The 21,730-nt window shown below is 40.1% G+C and carries 17 protein-coding genes; 3 read left to right on the forward strand and 14 right to left on the reverse strand.

Annotated elements, in window-relative coordinates:
- Positions 1-59 precede the first annotated feature (59 nt).
- The 5 genes from FW757_RS08440 to FW757_RS08460 form a co-directional block, all read right to left on the reverse strand.
- Positions 60-989: an alpha-E domain-containing protein gene (locus tag FW757_RS08440; RefSeq protein ID WP_149982505.1), complete on the reverse strand. Its 930-nt coding sequence runs from the start codon at positions 987-989 to the stop codon at positions 60-62.
- A 1-nt stretch (position 990) separates the two neighbouring features.
- Positions 991-2,445, reverse strand: coding sequence for a circularly permuted type 2 ATP-grasp protein (locus FW757_RS08445; RefSeq protein ID WP_182739606.1), 1,455 nt, complete (start codon positions 2,443-2,445; stop codon positions 991-993).
- 43 nt (positions 2,446-2,488) lie between these two features.
- Complete coding sequence (locus FW757_RS08450; RefSeq protein ID WP_446441098.1) at positions 2,489-3,367, reverse strand: transglutaminase family protein; 879 nt, start codon at positions 3,365-3,367, stop codon at positions 2,489-2,491.
- The gene (locus FW757_RS08455; RefSeq protein ID WP_446441099.1) at positions 3,364-5,883 is read right to left on the reverse strand and encodes a circularly permuted type 2 ATP-grasp protein; all 2,520 of its coding nucleotides are present in this window, start codon (positions 5,881-5,883) and stop codon (positions 3,364-3,366) included. Before FW757_RS08455 ends, FW757_RS08450 begins: the two co-directional genes overlap by 4 nt.
- A 146-nt stretch (positions 5,884-6,029) precedes the next feature.
- Positions 6,030-9,341, reverse strand: coding sequence for a transglutaminase family protein (locus tag FW757_RS08460; RefSeq protein WP_182830724.1), 3,312 nt, complete (start codon positions 9,339-9,341; stop codon positions 6,030-6,032).
- 575 nt (positions 9,342-9,916) lie between these two features.
- On the opposite strand from FW757_RS08460, the gene FW757_RS08465 reads away from it, so the two are divergent.
- Both FW757_RS08465 and FW757_RS08470 read left to right on the forward strand, forming a co-directional pair.
- Entirely contained in the window at positions 9,917-10,717 is an 801-nt protein-coding gene (locus FW757_RS08465; RefSeq protein ID WP_182717432.1) for an SHOCT domain-containing protein, read from the forward strand.
- Positions 10,718-10,846: 129 nt separating this feature from the next.
- Entirely contained in the window at positions 10,847-12,022 is a 1,176-nt protein-coding gene (locus tag FW757_RS08470; RefSeq protein ID WP_149982509.1) for a zinc-binding metallopeptidase family protein, read from the forward strand.
- Between the two features lie 118 nt (positions 12,023-12,140).
- Here FW757_RS08470 and FW757_RS08475 read toward each other — a convergent pair whose 3' ends face one another.
- From FW757_RS08475 to FW757_RS08495, 5 genes are all read right to left on the reverse strand, one after another.
- Complete coding sequence (locus tag FW757_RS08475; RefSeq protein WP_182830722.1) at positions 12,141-12,611, reverse strand: hypothetical protein; 471 nt, start codon at positions 12,609-12,611, stop codon at positions 12,141-12,143.
- 14 nt (positions 12,612-12,625) lie between these two features.
- Positions 12,626-13,057 carry a hypothetical protein gene (locus FW757_RS08480; RefSeq protein ID WP_446441100.1) on the reverse strand — a complete coding sequence of 144 codons (432 nt, stop codon included), beginning with the start codon at positions 13,055-13,057 and terminating at the stop codon, positions 12,626-12,628.
- A 216-nt stretch (positions 13,058-13,273) separates the two neighbouring features.
- Positions 13,274-14,671, reverse strand: coding sequence for a M28 family peptidase (locus tag FW757_RS08485; RefSeq protein WP_182760911.1), 1,398 nt, complete (start codon positions 14,669-14,671; stop codon positions 13,274-13,276).
- 203 nt (positions 14,672-14,874) lie between these two features.
- On the reverse strand, positions 14,875-16,227 hold the full coding sequence (gene gdhA / locus FW757_RS08490) for an NADP-specific glutamate dehydrogenase (RefSeq protein WP_446441101.1): 1,353 nt from the start codon (positions 16,225-16,227) through the stop codon (positions 14,875-14,877).
- A 334-nt stretch (positions 16,228-16,561) separates the two neighbouring features.
- Entirely contained in the window at positions 16,562-17,035 is a 474-nt protein-coding gene (locus FW757_RS08495) for a DUF1456 family protein (protein WP_145233406.1), read from the reverse strand.
- A 135-nt stretch (positions 17,036-17,170) separates the two neighbouring features.
- Here FW757_RS08495 and FW757_RS08500 point away from each other — a divergent pair, with 135 nt between their 5' ends.
- Positions 17,171-17,935, forward strand: coding sequence for a spermidine synthase (locus FW757_RS08500; RefSeq protein WP_446441102.1), 765 nt, complete (start codon positions 17,171-17,173; stop codon positions 17,933-17,935).
- On the opposite strand, the gene FW757_RS08505 is transcribed toward FW757_RS08500, so the two are convergent.
- Genes FW757_RS08505 through FW757_RS08520 form a run of 4 tightly spaced genes read right to left on the reverse strand, consistent with a single transcriptional unit; the run spans position 17,932 to position 21,617 of the window.
- Positions 17,932-18,465, reverse strand: coding sequence for a DUF924 family protein (locus FW757_RS08505; protein WP_182717426.1), 534 nt, complete (start codon positions 18,463-18,465; stop codon positions 17,932-17,934). The two genes, FW757_RS08500 and FW757_RS08505, sit on opposite strands and share 4 nt — an antisense overlap.
- Before the next feature lie 9 nt (positions 18,466-18,474).
- Positions 18,475-19,719 carry a lipoprotein-releasing ABC transporter permease subunit gene (locus FW757_RS08510; RefSeq protein ID WP_182730617.1) on the reverse strand — a complete coding sequence of 415 codons (1,245 nt, stop codon included), beginning with the start codon at positions 19,717-19,719 and terminating at the stop codon, positions 18,475-18,477.
- Complete coding sequence (gene lolD / locus FW757_RS08515) at positions 19,709-20,407, reverse strand: lipoprotein-releasing ABC transporter ATP-binding protein LolD (protein WP_182794026.1); 699 nt, start codon at positions 20,405-20,407, stop codon at positions 19,709-19,711. The genes FW757_RS08510 and lolD overlap by 11 nt, the downstream gene beginning before the upstream one ends.
- Entirely contained in the window at positions 20,400-21,617 is a 1,218-nt protein-coding gene (locus tag FW757_RS08520) for a lipoprotein-releasing ABC transporter permease subunit (RefSeq protein ID WP_145233153.1), read from the reverse strand. The genes lolD and FW757_RS08520 overlap by 8 nt, the downstream gene beginning before the upstream one ends.
- Positions 21,618-21,730 lie beyond the last annotated feature (113 nt).

The raw sequence follows: 21,730 nt of genomic DNA on the forward strand, positions 1-21,730 counted from the left end.
ATAACGCCCAATGTAATTTAAAACCTTGGGCGTATTATAAGATTAATAGCTTAACAGGCCTATTCTGGCGGTTTTAAAAAATACGTTTGCGCTAATGCATTATGAATGCCCGCTAATTCAATTTGAATTTGATCCATATAATTATGTAAGTGGCCATTTTTAAGCGCTCTTACATCTTCAGCTTTCAATTGTTTTACCACTGCATCTATTAAATTTATAATCTCTGTAGAATTTGGCAAAGGTGAAATCAGCGTTTTCAGCTCTATTAAGCAAAACAAAATTGACCGTGGAAATACTTCACTGTGCATCACGAATTCTAATACATCAGCACGTTGCACCCGTACGCTCATCTCTTGTCGATACATTTGATAAGCACTAAGCGAGCGCAATAAGCTGATCCACTGAATATTTTCATAAGGTTTTGCTTCATCGCTGGTGATCAACGTCTCTGAACGAATGTCTAATATTCGTGACGTCATATCAGCACGTTCTATTAACGACCCAAAGCGGATAAACGTAAAACCATGATCATGGTTAATAGTCGCATCTAAAGCACCAAATATTTGATGGGCTGATTCGATGATTTTCTTTAGATAAGCAAATCGGCCACGCTTAGCAAGCCCTTCTTTTTGATTATCTTTTACATAGTAATAAAGGGAGTTAATTTCTTCCCATACATCGCGAGGCATTACGTCTCGGATTGTCCGAGCGCTCTCTCTTGCATAGATAATAGAATTTAAAATAGACGAGCCATTATCACTACCGACAAGTAAATAACGCAGCGCTTTTTGCTCTGTGTAATCAGCGTGTTTATCTTCATACGCCTGACGCGCGCCAATAATATCTATTAATGGCTCCCAGCCTGTACATACGCCTTTAGGTAAATCCAACATCAGCATGTTGTTGACATTAATTAACCGTGCAACATTTTCTGCACGTTCAATGTAACGAGCTACCCAATATAAAGTTTCACCTACTCTTGATAACATATTATTTAGCCTCTTCGTCAACAATCCAGGTATCTTTACTACCACCTCCTTGAGATGAATTTACCACTAATGAACCTTTCACCATCGCAACACGAGTAAGGCCACCAGTAGTGATCTGTGTGTCTTTACCTGACGATAATATAAACGGTCTCAAGTCAACGTGACGTCCATCAGGCTCGGTGCCGTCAAGGGTGGGAACCGTAGACAAATCAAGAGTTGGTTGCGCTACCCAATTCCGTGGATCGGCTTTTATTTGTGCAATGGTTGCTTGTTGCTCTTTTTTAGTCGATTTAGGACCAATCAATAAACCATAGCCACCCGACTCGTTTGCAGGTTTGACAACTAGTTTATCAATATTTTTAATAACATAATCACATTCTTTAGGATCTAAACACTTATAGGTTGGCACATTTTCTATCTTGGGTTCTTCGTCCAAGTAATATTTTATGATGTCAGGTACATAGGCATAAACCACCTTATCATCCGCAACCCCTGCACCGGGTGCATTGACTAACGCCACATTACCTTTCGACCATGCTCGCATTAAACCGGGTACACCTAATTGTGATTCAGGTAAAAAAGCGTCGGGATCTAAGAATAAATCGTCGATGCGTCGATAAATTACATCAACGCGTTGCAAGCCTGTAATTGTGCGCATATAGACACAGTCGTCTTTTTCGACTACTAAATCACGCCCCTCTACTAATTCACAGCCCATCTCTTGAGCAAGGTAACAATGTTCAAAATAGGCGGAGTTAAATACACCGGGTGTTAATACCACTACTTCAGGCTTATCGTCTGGACGAGGTGACATTGCTGCCAACATATCAAACAGTTGTGAAGGATAATCATCAACTGGCAAAATCGACACTTGTTCGAATAACTCAGGGAAAACACGTTTCATCACAGAGCGGTTCTCAAGCATATAAGACACCCCAGACGGCACGCGTAAGTTATCTTCGAGTACAAACATAGTGCCATTTCCATCGCGCACTAAATCGGAGCCGCAGATATGCGCCCATATATTATTTGGCGGAGTAATTCCAACACATTGAGAGCGAAAGTTAACTGATTTTTCGAGTAAGCCTTTTGGAAAAATACCGTCTTTTATTATTTTTTGATCATGGTATAAATCATTTATAAACAGATTCAACGCTTCAACACGCTGTTTTAAACCTACCTCAATAGTTTGCCATTCTTTTTTACCAATAGTGCGCGGAATAATGTCAAACGGCCACGCTCTATCGATCATATTGCCTTCATTATAAACTGTAAACGTAATGCCCATTTCTTTTATGGCAAGATCTGCAACAGCTCTGGCTTTAACTAATTCTTCTTTTGATAAGCTAGAAAAAAACTGTGCTAACTGTTTACCGTGCGTTCGAATATTTCCTTGTGCGTCTATTAATTCATCAAAAAAGCCATTTGTTTGATATGCTTTCCAGTCAATTTTCATACATCCTTCCGCCTTATCCATTATTAATATTGAGTTGTTTTAATCACTCCAATCGAATCATATCAACCGCTACATCAAGCAATTGTGTACCGCCACCAAAAACCACGCCTTTCAAAGGAGTGACATCAGAAAAATCACGGCCAACAGCAAGTGTTATATGCTGCTCTTTAGGCATAACATTATTTGTTGGATCAAAGTCGACCCAACCAAACCTTGGCACAAACACAGAAAACCATGCATGGGTCGCATCTGCACCAGCTAACTTTTCTTCCCCCTCGGGAGGCATTGTTTCTATATACCCGCTAACATAACGTGCTGCTAAACCAATACTGCGTAAGCACGCTATCGCAAAATGTGCAAAATCTTGGCAAACGCCCCTTTTTTGTGCAAAAACAACACTCAAAGGCGTACTAATCGTAGTAAAACCGGGATCATACTGAAACTCATGAAAAATCCGTGCCATGAGATCTTTACAGCCGCAAATCAAGCTAATATCAGCTAAAAACGACGTTAAAGCGTATTCCTTTATACCCTGTACAAAAGGAGTATATTGAGATGGCAAAATAAACTCCGATGTTTTTAACAGCTGATATGTATTTGGCTTTGCGACGATATCGCGAGCCTCTTGCCAAGGCATATCAGTGTCGACGAGGTTAATATTTGCACTTAATAAAAGTTCCACTTCACTGGTCATAGTCACTTTCAGTTTTTTATGCTGAGTGGCTATTTCAAACGCGGTCACTTTATTATCAAAATAATCCGTAAATTCTTGTAGATAATTTGCCGGCGGCTCAATATCTATGCGGCTACTGTGGCATATCTGAGCACGATTTGTTTTTGGTGTTAACCGTGCTTGGTTTTGACACAAGCTAACAAAATCGGCATAACTGTAAGTTGTGGAATGCTTTATTTTATATTTCACGATTGAGCTTGCTCAATATTAGTCCAATTCAATTTATTCGCCGTTTGTGTATGAGAAAAATACTGCAATAATAATACATCACAAAAGGTATTTAAGTTCAGGCGAATATTATGGTTAAACTCGATTAACTGTTTACGAACTCCAGCGTCCGTCCTTTGCAGGTAGTCTTTTTCTGTGACATAGCAACTCGTTTTAGAAAGTAAAATTGCTTTTTCATGTGCTGCTATCACTCCCTGTCTGCGTTTAGTCGGTAAATGCTTGCATAACTGGTTTATTTGCTCTAACTGAAAAAGTAATGAGCGAGGGTATTCTGCATCAAGTAATAATAGCTCAAGCCCAGTACCTATACTTTGATACATTCTATAGCGACGTTTATGGGTCACTAAGCTAACTTGACTACTCAAAACCGCTTCGAGTAAACCAAGCTCTTCAGCTTGCTCGAGTTCTTGCGTTAATAAAGCCCCTGTTAATGAGGTGATTTGTAAGCTGCGCTCAATCCTGCGACCCATCTCAAGTAAAAACCAGCCATTGCTGTTTGGCATACAATCCACTAACGAGCCATTAAAGGCCATGATCAAACCAATCACTTTATCTAAAATACTTTGCATCGCACGTGATGAAATATTGATATTGATATGCTTTAGCACTTTAACTTGTTCATTGATTTCATCAATAATACGACGACTATCATGGGACAATAATTCTTGGATCTGTACTGATGCATTCGCTAAATAATGTAACGTATTTATTATACTACCCGCGCGTAGCTCATCAGCGAGTAAAGCAAACGCTGTTTGCTTAGACACTGCGCTATCAAATTCTTCAAGCTTGATAGCTTGCTCTACATAAGGGTAGACAATATGCTGAGCGCTGATAGCAGCCAACAAACGAGCAACAGTACTGCGGCGTATTAAATCTGGATAAATAGCCAACTCAGTGTAACGATCAATAAAGATACGTAATATTCTTATGGTATTTTCACAGCGCTCTAAATAACGACCGAGCCAAAATAAATGTTCTGCAGTACGACTTGATATAACCCCTTCAAGTAAGCTTACATCCATTCTTTTTTTAATTGGTGTTGGTACACTTTGCTCAGTTAAATCAATATCTTTACTGGTATTTATCCAAGTATCTTTGAGCCAACCAGCGCCCTTAGCGTTAGCACTATTTTGATAAGAGAAACACAGTGCCGATGGCAGCACTTCGATGCCATTTTCTGTGGTTAATACATAACACCTAAATACCACAGGTTTTGCAATTAACTTACCGTCATCCCAAAATGGTGCGCTACTAAATGCGGGTTTATCTTGAAAATAATAATCGCTAGGTTGCTTAGTTATAAGTTGTTTAATTTTATCCGCGTCTAAATGGCCATCAAGTGTTAGTTTAGGATCTTTATAACTACCAAACACTAACTGTGACCAATCCGATGATTTAACATCTTCAATGCTGTGGTACTTAGGGCAATCTAGTAATAATGGTTGTTGTAAAAGTTGCTCTGATAGCTGGGCTAAATTACATTGTATTGCTGGTGATGAGAGTACCCCGCAACCAAAAGGATTTAATACTTTTACTGAGCCCTCACGTACAGCTTGTAATAAGCCTGGAATACCATGTAACGAGTATTGTGTTTGTTCAAGTGAATCGATACTTTGATCTGGGATCCAACGTAAAATCACATTGATTTTCCCCAACCCTTGTAATGACTTTAAACACACTTCGCCATTACGCACTGTTAAATCAGCGCTTTGCACTAAAGTATAGCCAAAGTAAGTAGATAGAAACGCATGCTCGTTATAATTTGGATCATCGATCCCTTGAGTTAAAATAACAATACGAGGATCATCCATATAATGAATAAACTCGTTAATGCCTTCTTGAAACAAATTTAAAAACTCTTTAATTTGTTGCACGTTGCATTCAGCAAACTCTTCAGCCATAACGCGCCTAGCTATAATGCGGTTTTTAAGCAATAGCCCTAGACCTAACGGACATTGGCAATGATCAGCTAAGACTTTAAATTCACCCGATGGTGCGCGATACACATCAACCGCTGTAAAAAACAGTTTTAGCTCATCACTTGGTAAGCTAAATCCTTCACGTAAGTAATGACTATCTTGGTACAGCTGCTGCGGTGATATTTGCCCACTCAAAAGTAGCTTTTGCTCAGAATAAACATCTTGTTGGATCTTATTAAGTAATAAAGTTCGCTGTTTTATGCCTTGCTCTAACGTATTCCAATCTGCTCGAGAAAACATAAAAGGCAGTGGATCGAAGTGCCACTGTTGATTACTCTCACTTTTAATATTGCCATTTTGCAAAAGTTGCGTAATTTCAATGGCACGACTACTTACATCTTCAGCGGTTAAACTTGCTAAACGATTAAATAAAGTATCCCAATGCTCAGGGTTTAAGCCACTGTGATCCGCCAATTCATCATGACCGTGGCGTTTATCAAGGTATAAAGACAACCAATTAGGAAGCTCTGGCATCGTATTATTATTAATGTACAAGCTAAAAGCGCTCCGCTATAAAAAGTAAACTATCATTCTAGTTCAATTTGTTGGTAATTGTATTAACAAAAGCGTCTGTTAAATAATGACTCTACTTTGCGTAATGTCAAAGTGGAGTCATACAATTAACAACCCAAAAATATGATTTATTTGAACTTAGGTTGTCTCCTTAAATCGAGCGTATTAGGGTAATCTGAATTAGTATTTTCTTCATCGGGAACAACAAATTCACTCACCGATTGTGCTGATTCAAAGCTTTGTGTCGCAGCCGATGGGCTCCAACTTGGCTGATCAGATGCTAATAATGATGGTGTGTGACCATGCTCCCAAAATCGTGCAACCCTTCGCCCTTCAGCTTCAAATGCATTAACGGGTAATGTTTCTGGATTTCGCCCACCAGCATGACTAACATGGTAGACAAAACCACCCATTGAGCGGCCTTCCCAGGTATCGATCAGATCAAATACTAACGGTGCATGTACACCAATTGTAGGATGCAGCGCTGTTGGTGGCTGCCATGCACGGTAACGGATCCCGGCAACCATTTCATCTTTCGCTTTGCCTTTAACAATTTTAAGCGGCACGCGTCGGCCATTACACGTAACGATATAGCGGTCACTCATTGTGCCAATTACTTTGATTTGCACGCGCTCTAATGACGAATCGACATACCGAGCAGTACCAGATGCACTGGCTTCTTCACCCAGTACATGCCAAGGTTCAATCGCGGTTCTAAGCTCTAACGTCACATCATCGAGTTCTCGGGTGCCGCAAACAGGGAACCTAAACTCAAAAAATGGGTTTAGCCAACTTACTTGGAATGCAAAACCAGCTTGCTGCAGATCTCTAACAACCTCAGCTAAATCATTTTCAACATACTGAGGTAATAAAAATTTATCATGTAATTCGGTGCCCCAACGGATCAACGGTTTGTGATAAGGCTTTTTCCAAAACCAAGCTAATAAAGTCCGTAATAACAACATTTGCACTAAGCTCATTTGTGAGTGAGGTGGCATTTCAAACCCCCTAAACTCGACAATACCTAGTCGTCCTGTTGCTGAATCGGGTGAATATAGCTTATCAATACAAAACTCCGCCCTGTGTGTATTACCTGTTAAATCAACAAGTAAGTTGCGTAACAAACGATCAACGAGCCATGGCTCAGGCACTTCCCCTTCAGGCATGTGTGAAAATGCGATTTCAAGCTCATAGAGCAACTCATCACGTGCTTCATCCACACGAGGTGCTTGGCTTGTAGGGCCGATAAATAAACCTGAAAATAAATAAGATAATCCAGGATGGTGCTGCCAATAAGTAATAAAACTTCTTAAAATATCTGGGCGTCGTAAGAACGGGCTTTGCTGCGGCGTTTCACCACCTAAAGTGACATGATTACCCCCCCCGGTGCCGGTATGACGACCGTCCGCCATAAACTTATCTGTTCCTAAACGTGCTTGTTTGGCTAGATCGTAAAGTGTCGTTGTTCTATCTACCAATTGCTGCCATGACGAAGATGGGTGGATGTTCACTTCAATGACACCTGGATCAGGTGTCACGGCGTATTTTTCTACACGACTATCTTTAGGCGGGCTATAGCCTTCAATAACAACCGGGATTCGCAGGGTTTTTGCGGTGCTTTCAATCGCATTTAATAGCGACATATAATGTTCAAAATGGCTCGTTGGGGGCATAAAGATGTACAACCGCCCTTCTCTTACTTCCAATGCCATTGCGGTTTTGATCATCTGTTGACCAATAAAGCCTTTTTGCAGTTTTTTAGCTTTTGTAAAGTTATCTGGAATATCAAACGGATCTCGCTCAATAATGTTGCTTGTCCACTCAAGGCTATCAAGCGGTAATCTATAACCAAGGGGTGATTCACCTGGTAATAAAAAACAGTATTCGCGTTTAAATTCCCATTTGCATGACTGCCAGCAATGTTTCGCTTGATTAAACTGCAGCGGCAATGCATAACCAACAGGCTTTTCAATACCTTGTTCCATTTTAGCTAAAAAGCCTTTACGGCTCATTGCACTAAGAAGTTCAGGCTGTTTAGGCCCCACCTCTTTGGGTAACGATGCCTCTTGCCATAAATGATATAAAATATCTTCATAGGCTGTAGTGATAGCCTTGGTTTCAAGGCCTATTTCTGCACATAGCTGTTCTGTAAAACGCTTGGTATCTGTGTGGTCTAATTTATAATCTTTATTCGGATCAGCTAATAAACTGGCATCTTGCCACAAAGCTTCACCGTCTTTTCGCCAATAACATGCATATTGCCAGCGAGGCAGTGACTCTCCCGGATACCATTTACCTTGCCCATAATGTGTAAAGCCACCTTTGGTATATGCTTTGTTCATCGCAATAAATAAGCTTTGTGCTAACACTCGTTTTTCTTTACCGTCGGCTTCTGTGTTCCATTGGGGATGTTCCATATCATCAATAGAAATAAACGTCGGCTCACCGCCCATTGTTAAATGAACCCCTTCCTTAACATATACATCATCAACTTGCTGACCCAAGCGGTTTATTGCAGCCCATTGTGTTTCTGAATACGGCTTTGTAACGCGAGGGTCTTCATGTACGCGCGTTACTTTGTTATAAAAACTAAATTCTGATTCGCACTTATCTATGCCACCAGAGACAGGTGCTGCTGAGCTAGGTTCAGGAGTGCACGCAAGCGGAATATGGCCTTCCCCAGCAAATAAGCCGGAGGTAGGATCAAGCCCGATCCAACCTGCGCCTGGAATATATACTTCCGTCCATGCGTGTAAATCAGTAAAATCTTCATCAGGACCACTTGGGCCATCAAGTGATTTTTGATCTGATGTAAGTTGGATTAAATAACCAGATACAAAACGAGCAGCCAAACCTAAATGACGAAACAGTTGTACTAACAACCACGCAGAATCTCGACATGAACCGGTTTTTTTTGTGATGGTTTCGTTCGCCGTTTGAACTCCAGGCTCTAAACGAATGCCGTAGCCAACAAGATTATAAATTGACTGATTGACCGCAACTAAAAAATCAACACTTCTGATTGGTTTTTCCGGACGTAACGAATCAATCAATTCTAAAAACTTAGGACTCGCCTTACGTTTTTTTAAATAGGGATTAAGCTCAGCCTTTGCGACTTTATCGTATTCAAATGGAAACTCTTCAGCATATTCTTCTAAAAAGAAATCAAACGGATTAATTACCGTCATTTCAGCCACTAAATCAACAGTAAAACTAAACTCAGTTGTGGGGCTATTAAATACCACTCTTGCCTGATAATTACCAAAAGGGTCTTGCTGCCAATTGATGTAATGATCTTCCGGCACTATTTTTAATGAATAGCTTTTAATTTTAGTTCGGCTATGCGGTGCTGGACGTAAGCGGAAAATATGCGGCCCCATATTTACTGGGCGGTCGTACTTGTATTGAGTATGGTGCGCTATACCAACAGTAATTGTCATCGATTAATCCCTCTTTAATTTTTTGTATAGCCATTTAAGTATAACTTACTACTACCTGCCTGCTATTTAAGCAATATACATTCCATATAGATTACATAATAAAATTAGGCTGTTAGCCTATATATTGGTCACTATTGACTGTTTAGAATCAAAGAGCGAGCGCTGTGAAGAATTATTTGGTGCGACATCCGCACCAAATTAGCACAAAGCTAGGTATTAAAAATCACACAGCGCTTATTATTTTATGTAATTCACCAATAAAGCATGCCTGTTTTTTCTAGCGATTAAATAGAAAAAAGTCCCAATTAATCACAACACCAGTTAAATGCTTCGCTAAAACGAACTTAAAAAATTGTTCACAATAAAACCACGATTAAGCTTCTTAACAGTGTTATAGTAGTTTGATTTTTAATCGCCCTGAAAGCCAAACTAGCAAGCTTAGTGTCTTTAAACAAGCAATGTTGGCATTTTATTTTGCTAATTTATGATTAGCATCAATGCTTAAGGTAGATTGTTCACAGTTAGATCATGACGTAATACACATCCCGCCTATCTTCATATTAAGGACGCTATTTATGCAAACATTAACAAACATTGGTGACAACTTGGTTAAAGGGATATCTGCCCGCTATGGTTTAAGTTATGGGGCAGTAGTACATATGTTAGTTGCAGTAAATAATGGCGGCGGTTCAATGGCGCAGTTTAATTGCCCAGAACTTGGCGGCTCAGGTCAATGGATGCGCGGTGGAATGACAATGGTAGGAGACATGTTCAATAATGGCTTGAAAAACACCGTTGATAACTTATGTAACGAACTTGCCACTATTTTAGCAAACAACCAAGTTTTCCCCGTCATTCCTGCAGGTACTTTAGGAAGCAACCAGTGGTGGCCAGTTAATTTAGGTAATCCATCGAGTACCGGTTCACAAAACAACACCCGATATGCTGTCTTCCCTAATCGCTTAGCCATTGAAAAAAATGGTCAGGTCACAGTCTATGATACACTCGATCACCAGATCGGGGGGGTAAGCCAGCAACAAGGCAACGATATATCGCTTACCTTTAGTAGCCAGTGGGGAAACATTAGCGTAAATAGTTTGCCAGTGATTGCTGATGATAGCTTCACTCAGACACATTCAAGTCACAATACCAACTTTGCCCAATCAACAGACTTTGCAAAACAACAGCAATCTCCCCCTGAGACAGGCTTAAATGATAAAATGATGAGTAGCGAGTCGACAGCTATTAATGCTTCGCAATACTCAGTGAATGAAACCCTCGACATTATTGAAAAATTAGCACAATTACGTGATTTAGGCGCACTCACTGATGCTGAGTTTAATGAAAAAAAATCAGATTTATTGCAACGAATTTAACGGCAAGTAATCTCAGGCTTATTAATTTTATAATTTGCTAACTATATAATTTGTTAGCAATATAGCTAATGTAAGTCTGTTCACTGAATAATTTGTCATTGTATTTATCAACGGATACGGTAAGAAAATATGAAAACGTTTAAATGTAACTGCAAAGATAATCAAATATTGTTTTTTGAAAGTAGTCACTGCCTTGCCTGTGGCAAAACTGTTGGTATTGATGATAATTTTAACCTTGTAGAACCCTACGAATTTAATGACACAACGGGCTTATATTACAAAGCGTCAGCCCCTGATGTGCCCTATCAAAAATGTGATAACAATGCACACTATAAGGCATGCAATGGCATGGTTGATATCGACAGTTTTGTACCAGCGCCAGACACAGAAGAAGTGCTGTGTTTCGCATGTCGGTTTAATGAAACAATCCCAGATCTAAGTATTAATCAACACATTCCACTTTGGACCAAAATGGAAACAGCAAAACGCCGAGCATTGTATACACTTAAAGCGCTTTCTTTACCATTAAATAACCTCAGCCAAGATGCCGAAGGTGGCCTTAGTTTTGATTTTATAACCGACCGCAGTGTTAATGACCATTTCGTGACTAAATTAGCAGGTCAAGAAAATGTTTTTACTGGCCATAACTGCGGCCATATTACAATTAATTTGGCTGAAGCTGATGATGTCGCTCGCTCACAAACAAAGCATGCTATGGGTGAGCGCTATCGCACTTTGCTTGGTCATTTTCGTCATGAGTTAGGGCATTATTATTTTGACCAGTTAATTGCAAATTCACCGCAAAAACATGCTTTATGTAAACAATATTTTGGCGATGATTCTTTAGATTACCAACAAGCGATTGATGCCCATTATAAAAATGGCGCTCCTGCTAATTGGCATGAAAACTATATTAGTGAATACGCCACCATGCACCCTTTTGAAGACTGGGCAGAAACTTGGGCGCACTACATGCATATTATTGATACTTTAGAGACAGCAAAAAATTTCTCTATTACCGGTTCTACACTCGGTAATGAATTTGAAGTTGAGGACACTGATGAGTTAAGGCTACCGCAAAACTCGTATTACTTTAATAGCCAAACATCAATCTCAGTAATGTTGGATAGCTGGATGGAATTTTCGATTATTTTAAATTCGTTAAATCGCAGCATGGGCTTAGCTGATGCTTATCCATTTGTTTTAACACAGGCGGTACGCACTAAGCTTTCGTTTGTTCATCACGCGATCCATAACAGACTTAACCTTATGCCTGATTTAAATACAACAGCTGAGAACACATAACAACAGCTTTGATAATGTAATTTCGGCAAATGCTCTATCCGGATTAACAGTACTGACACAGATAACACAACACATCCGCTAATGAGTATGACCTGTATTGCGTTATAAACTTTTGGTATTACAAACTAAAGCTTGCCTGATACTTAGTTGAAATTAATCGTACTCGTTCAAATGGCCAATGCTCAGCGAGCCAATGTAAGATGCATAACCGTAAGGTATTATTTAATTCCTGACTATCATTACGTAGCCAAAAAGTAATCTCACTATCGAATTCATTGTTTACCCCAGGATCGATATACACTGAGCCTAGGCAGCGTGTTTTTTTCGGGTTTAATATCGCATAAGCAAATGCTTTTTTTTCGTTAAACTCTGCGGCATGTTGAGCTAAGCTTTGACGATTCTCTTCAAGGGTCATATCGGCTTTTGGCCAATCAGGCTTGGGGGCGAATAAACCTTTTAGCTGCGGCACACTTGACATTACAGCAGTAAAATCAAGCTCGACTACCTGCTCATTTAATGGGGTAAAATAAAACGCAGTTGTTTGCAGCGCTTCTGGGGGGTTAAAATCCGTCGATACAAATAAAGACATTGCTTCCTTCCTTGCTAATATTTAACTGATAAAACCAGCCATTGTTGTTTTAATCCTATAAAATGAAAGCCGCCAATCAGTAAACAAATGATCGAGCTGCAAAGCCAAAACATCTCACTGCGTCCTAGCGGATTAGTCATTAAATATAATCCTGCAATACCGCGAAATAAATAAATCGCAGTTACCACAACTAACGCAAAGCGTATGAAAGGTAGCTGTTTGAACAAACCCGCGGCTGAAAAAGCATATAACGACCAAACGCTTAATACAAAAGCGATGAAGAAAGTGATCAGCGAAGGCGTCAACTTACCCTGCTCTGCGAGCATTGCCATGTGCTCACCAGCACCGAAAAAGCGATACCACGGCGCACCAAAAACAATACAACCAAGGTGAGCGAGTGCGGCTAAAGCACTTAAGCTGCCTGCAATCAGCAAAAATAGATTCATACACTGTCAACTAATTCACATTTAACTCCACCATAATACGAAAAAGCCATTAACTTCAAGTATTCACTGAAATTATTGTATGAAAAGTGTACATTCATAAACTAAGGTCAACATAAAATACAACTATTGCTGTTCAATTGCGAAGTCCGCTACTAAATTGTCTTGCCTGATATTCAAGCGCAACTGTAATTACGCTTGAATATCAGACGCTACACATTACTTTAGTGTTTGCTCAAACGCACCTACATCGCCAGGGAAAACCACCGGTGATTCAATACCGTCTTTATTAACCGCAGCAACCCCAAAATAATAATTATCAATGACTACATTTTTAAGAGTCGCTTCACTTACATCACCCACATAGCGGCTAAACTGCCATTGTGGTTCACTGGTATAACGCCAATAGAGTCTGTACCCCGTGGTCGTTTTATCATTATTTTTTTGCCATTTTAAGGTCGTACTAGGTTGCACAGCACCTGATATTTCAACGTTATTAGGTGGTGCCGGTGCCCATGCCATTGACGCTAAACTTACCGCATTAAGCGCTGTTAATTTTGCGGTATAATCAAAATCAACGCCATCAATGGTATCACCATAAACAATACCATCCTCAGTGCGTAAGTCTTGATGTTGATGGTTATAATTTTCGTTCGTTTCCATTACTCTTACAGCAGCATAACCCATGTCGTTAAACGGGCGATGATGCCCTCCTCGACCAAAGCGATCGAGTCGATAAACTAGCAATGTGTCAAGATTGGGAATATAGCGATCGGCAATGGTATCGATATAACGGGCTAAATTACGACTAGCTGAATCGACCTCGCCACCGGTAAAACGGCGTTTATGCGCTTGCTCTTTGGTTTCGATAACCCGCGTACCTTCAGAGAAAATACGTGCAGTCGTGTTATCAGTAACGCCATTAATACCAGTAATATTACCAATCATGTCATTATTGAGTACACCGTGTACTTGCCAGCCTTGCTTTTGTGCATAGTCGGCTAAAATTTTACCACCAAACAGTCCTTGCTCTTCGCCTGAAAGTGCGGCATAAACAATTGAGCCATTAAATTTATATTTAGATAACACGCGAGCTGATTCAATCACCCCAGCAACACCCGATGCATTATCATTCGCCCCTGGTGCGTCGCTGGTAAAATCCATTACATCGCTGACCCGTGAATCAATATCGCCCGACATCATCACCATCCGGTTTGGCTGATCAGTACCGCGTTGAATAGCAATAATATTCACCACTTCAACAGGATTTGGAATACGCTTTTCGCCAGAAATGGTATCTTTAACTTCTATTACTTCTAAACAGCCACCGCATTGCTGAGAAATTTTCTCAAACTCAGCCTTGATCCAACGCCGAGCTGCACCAATTCCTCGGGTGTTTGATTTCGTTTCTGATAACGTATGACGAGTGCCAAAATCAACAAGTGTTTGAATATCACTGCCAATACGTGTTGCTGAAACATCAGCGGCAATATCATGAAGCTTGGTTTGATCTTGATAATTTAGCTCAGCGGCCAAGGTGCTTGTTGAAATAAACAATGTAGTTATTAAAATTGCGGGCTTGAGGGTCGATAGCTGATAGGTTTTATGATCAGACATAGTGTTGATGCTCTTTATTATTTGATAAATATACAATACGTGAGCAGTTACCTGCTGCAAATAATTTTGAGACCAACACCTGTTTAACTCGTTCAATCACTGATTGGTTAGATAAACGGGATAATAATCGCGGTATGAACAAATATACGTCAATAAAAAACCCACCAATATAGTGGGCTTATGCATAGTAAAACTATCGTATGTTAAACAACACCTTGCTCAATCATAGCATCGGCTACACGACGAAAAGCAGCAATATTAGCACCTAACACTAAATTAGCAGGTTGATCAAATTCAGCGGCTGTATTACTTGCAGTATCAAAGATATTTTTCATTATTTGTTGCAGCTTAGTATCGACCTCTTCGAACGTCCACATTTGCATACTGGCATTTTGCGCCATTTCTAATTGGCTCGTCGCAACACCACCCGCATTAGCTGCTTTGCCAGGGCCATAGGCTATTTTAGCAGCAAGCAACACATCGACCGCTTCTTTAGTACTTGGCATATTTGCGCCTTCACAAACTAATATACAGCCATTGTTTATTAACGTTCGCGCATCAGCTTCAGTTAACTCATTTTGCGTCGCACAGGGAAAAGCGGCATCAGCAACAAAACGCCATACCGCATGTCCATCACTTGGGTAATCTGCACAAGCAATATACTTCGCATCGCTGTGGGTTTCTAAATAGACAGCTAAACTTTCACGCGCACCTTCTTTAAGCTTTTTAACAAGTGCAACATCAATACCTGATTCATGATACAGCGTACCGCTTGAATCACTGCAAGTGATAGGTGTTGCCTCTAATTGATAAAGTTTTTCCATCGCGTAAATTGCCACGTTCCCGGCACCAGAAACTAAACAGCGCTTACCTTTAAGTGAGTCATCATTGTCTTGCAACATGTAATTGGCAAAATAAACAGCGCCATATCCTGTCGCTTCTTTTCGAGCCAATGATCCACCCCACAATAAACTTTTGCCGGTAAACGCACCGTCGTAACGTCCGGTCAACCGTTTATATTGACCAAACATATAGCCTATTTCGCGTGCCCCAACGCCAATATCACCCGCAGGCACATCGGTGGTTGGGCCGATATGACGATACAACTCATTGATAAATGATTGGCAAAAACGCATTATTTCGCTGTCAGAGCGGCCCTTAGGATCAAAGTTTGCGCCGCCTTTACCACCACCAATCGGTAAGCCAGTTAACGCATTTTTAAAAATTTGCTCAAACCCTAAAAATTTTATGATGCTGGCATTTACACTTGGATGGAAACGTAAACCACCTTTGTATGGACCTAAGCTTGAGTTAAATTCAATTCGATAGCCTTTATTGACATGAATGTTACCGTCATCATCAACCCAGGGGACTCTAAACATAATTTGACGTTCAGGTTCGACTAGACGTTGAATAATCGCATTTTTTTGATAGTCGGCTGAGTTTTCAAGAATAGGTTCAAGTGATTCAAGCACTTCTTCAACGGCTTGATAAAATTCGCATTGTGCTGGGCTAGTTTGTTTTAAATGTGAAATGGTATCATGGATATAATTCATAATTATTCTTCCGTGTTAAAAGTTATGCTTGTCTCAGATGTTAAAATAGACGTGATCAAGTTTATGGGTCATCTAGTTAAGAGCCTTAAAAATTGTAATATTTTTAACACTGTAACATGATAAACCTATATATTTAACGTTCGATAACGTGAATTATTTTTGAGTTGATACGCAAGAGCAACAATTAACGCTCATTAAAACAGAATATAAATTTATGAAATGTGAATAAATAAAGATTTAAATACTAACGCAGAGAGCAGCTTAAAACACCGATGCTTAAAGTGGGGTTAAAAATCATATCCGTACGATATAAATACGGATATGAACACGTAAATTATTCGCCGCTTGCCTCTGGACGAAGTTGTAGCTGTAAACCAGTTAAAAAGTTACGTAATATTTGGTCATTACATACACGATAATGCTTGTTATCGGCTTTTCGAGAAAATGCACTTAACTCATGCTTACTCAAACTAAAATCAGTTAAGGCAAGGACATCGATCACGTCTTCCGTTTTCATATTTAATGCGATACGTAATTTCATTAAAATAATATTATTATTTAATTTACTTTCTGGCGCTGGTTGCTCACCGTCGCGCTTACCGCGCTTTGTATTAATAAAACCATTTAAAAAAATGGCAAACTCAGTATCACTTGGATCTACGTAACCCTCTTCCCCTTCTCTGGTTAGCCAACCAATCACTTGTTGTTGAGTCACGTCATGATCTGCTGCAGCAAAAATTTCAATCATGGTAGTATCAGCTAAATTAAAGGTATAGCGAAGGCGGCGTAAAATATCATTATTAGTCAAAGTAAATTCCAGAGTAAGATAAGACAACCAAGCAGGTATTGCTGGCTTATGAGTAGCCATACAGTTTAGCAGAGTTAACAAGGTCACCCTATTGATTTTTTGTTTTGCTCAACATCCCCATTATGAAGGAACGGCATGATTGATTTAACGCCATTTACTACCGATGCATACCTAGTAGCAACGATCCAAAGTAAGCAAGACACGCTAAAGGTTTTTGAAAATGCTGATTATCGTTGGCTTACACTCGGGGATGAGCTAACTTTACAAGGTGTAATGGAAAAGTCACAACCGCAGCAAGTATGTAATCCGGTAAATCAAGCTATGCTGCTATTTTTGCTTTGTAGCGAGCCCTACTCACAGATATTAAATTTAGGTTTAGGCAGCGGTTGTTTTGAACGAGCAGTGACTAATAAAGCCGGATTTGAATTAACGACTGTCGAAATTAATCCGAATGTAATTAAAGCAGCTAAGCAGTATTTTTTCCTCAATGACAACAATCATATTGTAGCGCAATGCGCTGAACAATTTGTTGCTCAAAGTAGCCGCAAATTTGATGTGATTATAATTGATGTTTTTAGTGGTAAATCGCAGCCAGCATTTTTACAAAAACAGGCATTTTTGTGCGACTGTCATGCGCGACTTAGCACATACGGTAAGATCTGCATCAACTTTACTGCAAAAAATAAACAACAATTAATCGCTCTACTAACGACACTTCGAAGTCTATTCAGTCATATTGTGGTGATTGAATTTAACCAATATAAAAATATTGTGCTGATCGCCAGTGAGCAACGCCTTGATGCTATTAATATTGAACAGATAAAACAGCACAACAATTTTAGCTCGCCTGATTTAGCTGCTGAAATTAAACAATTATTTTATATACCTAAGCTTGATTAAAATTGCGAGCCTGGTTGAGCTAAAAACGCAACTTCCTCGGCGCTGGACTGACGCCCTAAAATAGTATTTCGGTGTGGGTAGCGACCAAACTGATCGATAATATTTTTATGGGCAAGTTCATAATCTTCATTACTCAAACCTTTAAATAATACCATCGCCTGTTGGTGTATAAAGCTCGATTCGCTGTGCATAAACGGCATATAAAAAAACACCCGCTGCTCAACAGGTAATAATTGATCAAAGCCTTTTTCGATTGCCAACTGTGCCAATGTTAACGCTTGCGGATCTTGACTAAACGCGTGAGGGGTATCCCGATAAATATTACGAGAAAACTGATCAAGCACAATCACTTCAGCTAATGCACCTAAGGCAGTCACTCGCCAAGACGCATACTCGCCTTTTGTAATAGCTATCAACAGATCACTAAATGTATCTCGTATCTTAATATCTGTAGCATCAGATTTTTTATACCAACCAGATGGACCGAGTTCATCAAACCAATAATCTATTACTACTTGATAACTAAACATAAATTCCCCTTAGTTGCCTAATACCTTGGCTGGATCCACTGTTGTTGCCTGCCATGCAGGGTAAATAGTGGCTAATACTGCCAACACAAAAGTTACAATAACAGTGATCACAATATCTTGCCATACCAGCTTACTGGGTAAAAACTCAATAAAATACACCCCTTCCAGCGGGTTTGAGCCTAACAACTGACTCAGTAGGGTAAAAAGCTCACTGATGTTCAGCGCCAGTATCACACCTATAAATGAGCCCAGTACCACGCCAATAAATGCTTGGCTAAGTCCTTGTAAAATAAAGGTCGCTAATATCGTACTGTCTTTAGCGCCCATGGTTTTTAATATCGCTATGTTGGCCTGTTTTTCACGTACTTCCATCACTAATGACGAAACAATATTAAAACTTGCCACCGCAATGATTAAAAACACCACAATATAAACAATGGTTCTGACCATTTGTATATCTTGGTATAAGCTACCTTGGGTTCTAAACCAGCTAGAGATATAAACATAATCATCAATTGTTTGGCCAACCCGTAGCGCAATTTGGTGCGCTTGAAAAACATCGGTTACTGCTAAGCGAAGCCCTGTTACTTGCAGTGGTTCATAACCAAGTACTGATTGCGCCTTACTGAGATGGATGAAGGCAGCAGAACTATCAATAGGGCCCCCCATTTCAATAATACCCGCAAGGGTTAAAGTGACCCTTTTGGGTGCTAAAATCTCAGTACTTATCTCGTTAACTTGCGGGATCAATAAGGTAATTAACTCCCCTTGCTTAACACCTAATTGTTTAACAATTTGTTGGCCTAAAATAATTTCGTCTTCGCTTATTTGGCTGACCAACTTGCCATGGGTAAACTGATTAACCGCCGATACGTCACTTTCTAGAGCAGGATCAACCCCTCGCACTTCAACCGCTTTTAGTTCACTTTTATATTGCGCCATGCCATTGACACTAATAAAAGGTGCTGCACCGGTTACGCCACGTTGCTCTGAGAGCTTTTGAACTTTATCCGGCCAGTTATCAATTGGACGATTAGGCGCAACATATTCAACTTGTGGCACAACGCTTAATAAGCGATGTACTAGTTGTTGTTCAAAGCCATTGATCACCGACAAAGCAACAATTAACACTGCAACGCCGAGTAAAATACCAATGGTTGACGCTTTGGCAATAAAACTAACAAAGCCATTTTTTTCATCGCTGCTGCCGGAGCTTGCTCTAAAACGTTTACTTAAATAGGCACTAAGCAACATGGCTGGCCTCTTTAATTGCCAATTTCCCAGCATCAAGGTAAGCAATTTTACCCAGCTTATCGGCTAATTCTAGGTCGTGCGTCACCACCACAAAACTGGTATTCAAACTGCTATTAAGCTCTTTGATCAAATCGTAAATTTTAATCGCATTTTGTTTGTCTAAGTTACCTGTTGGCTCATCGGCCAATACTAAATCAGGTTCGCTCACCAATGCCCGCGCAATTGCCACCCGTTGACGCTCGCCACCAGAGAGCATTGATGGTTTATGGCTACTACGGTGCGATAGCCCTACTTTATCGAGCATTACGAGGGCTTTAGCTTTGGCTTTTTTAGCGCTGAGACCTTTGATCAACAGCGGCATCGCAACATTTTCTAACGCGTTAAACTCCATTAATAAATGATGGAACTGATAAATAAACCCTAAATGCTCATTACGAAATTTTGCTTGCTCAGCACGTGATAGCTTAGCAACTTGTTGACCTTTAATTTTTGCCACACCGGCACTTTGTGAATCCAAAGTCCCCAAAATGTGCAGTAAAGTACTTTTACCAGAACCAGAGCTGCCAACGATAGCCAGCATCTCACCTTGTTGTAAGGTTAAATCAACCCCTTTTAAAACCTCAACGTGATTTTCACCATCTTGATACACTTTACTTAACTGTTCACATTGGATAACTAAATCATTCATAGCGCAATACCTCTGCTGGGCTAACATTGGCAGCTTTACGCGCCGGATATAAAGTGGCTAAAAAGCTCATGGTAATACTGCCTACGGCAATCAGCGATAAGCTCATTACGTCAAATTTTACTGGTAAGGCAATCCCTGTTAACAAGTTTAAACCTATGCCTGCCAGCACTTCGTTGATATAAGCACTGAGTAATAAGCCAAGGGCTGCACCGATACTGGTACCAATCAAACCATTGTACAAACCTTGGATCATAAATACTTGCTGCACTTGAGCCGGCGTTAAGCCAAGCGTTTGTAAAATAGCCACTTCACTTTGTTTTTCGCTCACCATCATGGTCAACGCAGAGACAATATTAAATACCGCAACTAATACAATCAGCGCCAGCAGCATCGACATAATGCGTTTTTCCATTGCGACTGCTGCAAACAAAGTACCTTGTGACTGGCGCCAATCGGTGACTGTATGTTGACTTAAAATTGCACTAGCTGAAGCGCTAAAGGCATCTAGTTGAAAAGGATCGTTCAGTGAAATACTCAAATTAGGAGCACTAGTTTGTGGCAACTTTAATACCCGTTGTAGCGATTCGCCGCTAGTAAAAGCAAGTCCCATATCAATTTCAGAACCTGTTTCATAAATGGCAGCAACGGTGAACAAACGTTGGCTTGGTACGCGACCTAAAGGTGTATAGGTTGACGCATTAGGCATGATCACGCGCACTTTATCACCTAAACCAATTCCCAGTTTACGTGTTAAATAACGACTAACCGCAATGTGATAGCGCGATGTCATGACTGTTTGCCAATTACCTTGAATAACTTTATCGCTGATTTTATAAAGCGATGCGTTATCGTCGTACAAACCTTGCAATAGCACGCCATGTAAATCGCGATTGGTTTGTAAAATGGCTTCACCATGGCGATACAAACTCGCTCTTTTCACAAATTTGGACGCAACAATGGTATCTTGCAGCTGGATCATTTGTGCTTGAGTTTGTCCATCAGACGCAATTTCAACATGAGGAATGAGGCCCAACATATTGGTTTTAAGGTTATTTTCAAAACCATTCATCACTGAGCTGACAGTAAATAATGCCATTAAACCAATGGCGATACCGGCAATGGAGAAAAACGAAATAAAAGAGATAAATGCGTTCCCTTTCGAGGAGCGACTGTATCTCAGCCCGATAAACAGGCTAACAGGTTGAAACATAATTATTTATGGTCACATTTAATGCCAATTCAGCGCTCATACTAGCATAAATAAAGTGCCATTGGGTATGCGCAAAAGTGTAAAAATTCATGACAAATCAACTGCTGTATCAA

Source organism: Pseudoalteromonas sp. 1181_04, assembly GCF_052850545.1.

Coding starts and splice junctions, on each gene's coding strand:
- lolD (WP_182794026.1), bottom strand. CDS start 20,407: ATGAATGATTTAGTTATCCAATGTGAACAGTTAAGTAAAGTGTATCAA.
- FW757_RS08445 (WP_182739606.1), bottom strand. CDS start 2,445: ATGAAAATTGACTGGAAAGCATATCAAACAAATGGCTTTTTTGATGAA.
- gdhA (WP_446441101.1), bottom strand. CDS start 16,227: ATGAATTATATCCATGATACCATTTCACATTTAAAACAAACTAGCCCA.
- FW757_RS08485 (WP_182760911.1), bottom strand. CDS start 14,671: ATGTCTGATCATAAAACCTATCAGCTATCGACCCTCAAGCCCGCAATT.
- FW757_RS08500 (WP_446441102.1), top strand. CDS start 17,171: ATGATTGATTTAACGCCATTTACTACCGATGCATACCTAGTAGCAACG.
- FW757_RS08440 (WP_149982505.1), bottom strand. CDS start 989: ATGTTATCAAGAGTAGGTGAAACTTTATATTGGGTAGCTCGTTACATT.
- FW757_RS08475 (WP_182830722.1), bottom strand. CDS start 12,611: ATGTCTTTATTTGTATCGACGGATTTTAACCCCCCAGAAGCGCTGCAA.
- FW757_RS08480 (WP_446441100.1), bottom strand. CDS start 13,057: ATGAATCTATTTTTGCTGATTGCAGGCAGCTTAAGTGCTTTAGCCGCA.
- FW757_RS08465 (WP_182717432.1), top strand. CDS start 9,917: ATGCAAACATTAACAAACATTGGTGACAACTTGGTTAAAGGGATATCT.
- FW757_RS08510 (WP_182730617.1), bottom strand. CDS start 19,719: ATGTTGCTTAGTGCCTATTTAAGTAAACGTTTTAGAGCAAGCTCCGGC.
- FW757_RS08520 (WP_145233153.1), bottom strand. CDS start 21,617: ATGTTTCAACCTGTTAGCCTGTTTATCGGGCTGAGATACAGTCGCTCC.
- FW757_RS08505 (WP_182717426.1), bottom strand. CDS start 18,465: ATGTTTAGTTATCAAGTAGTAATAGATTATTGGTTTGATGAACTCGGT.
- FW757_RS08470 (WP_149982509.1), top strand. CDS start 10,847: ATGAAAACGTTTAAATGTAACTGCAAAGATAATCAAATATTGTTTTTT.
- FW757_RS08460 (WP_182830724.1), bottom strand. CDS start 9,341: ATGACAATTACTGTTGGTATAGCGCACCATACTCAATACAAGTACGAC.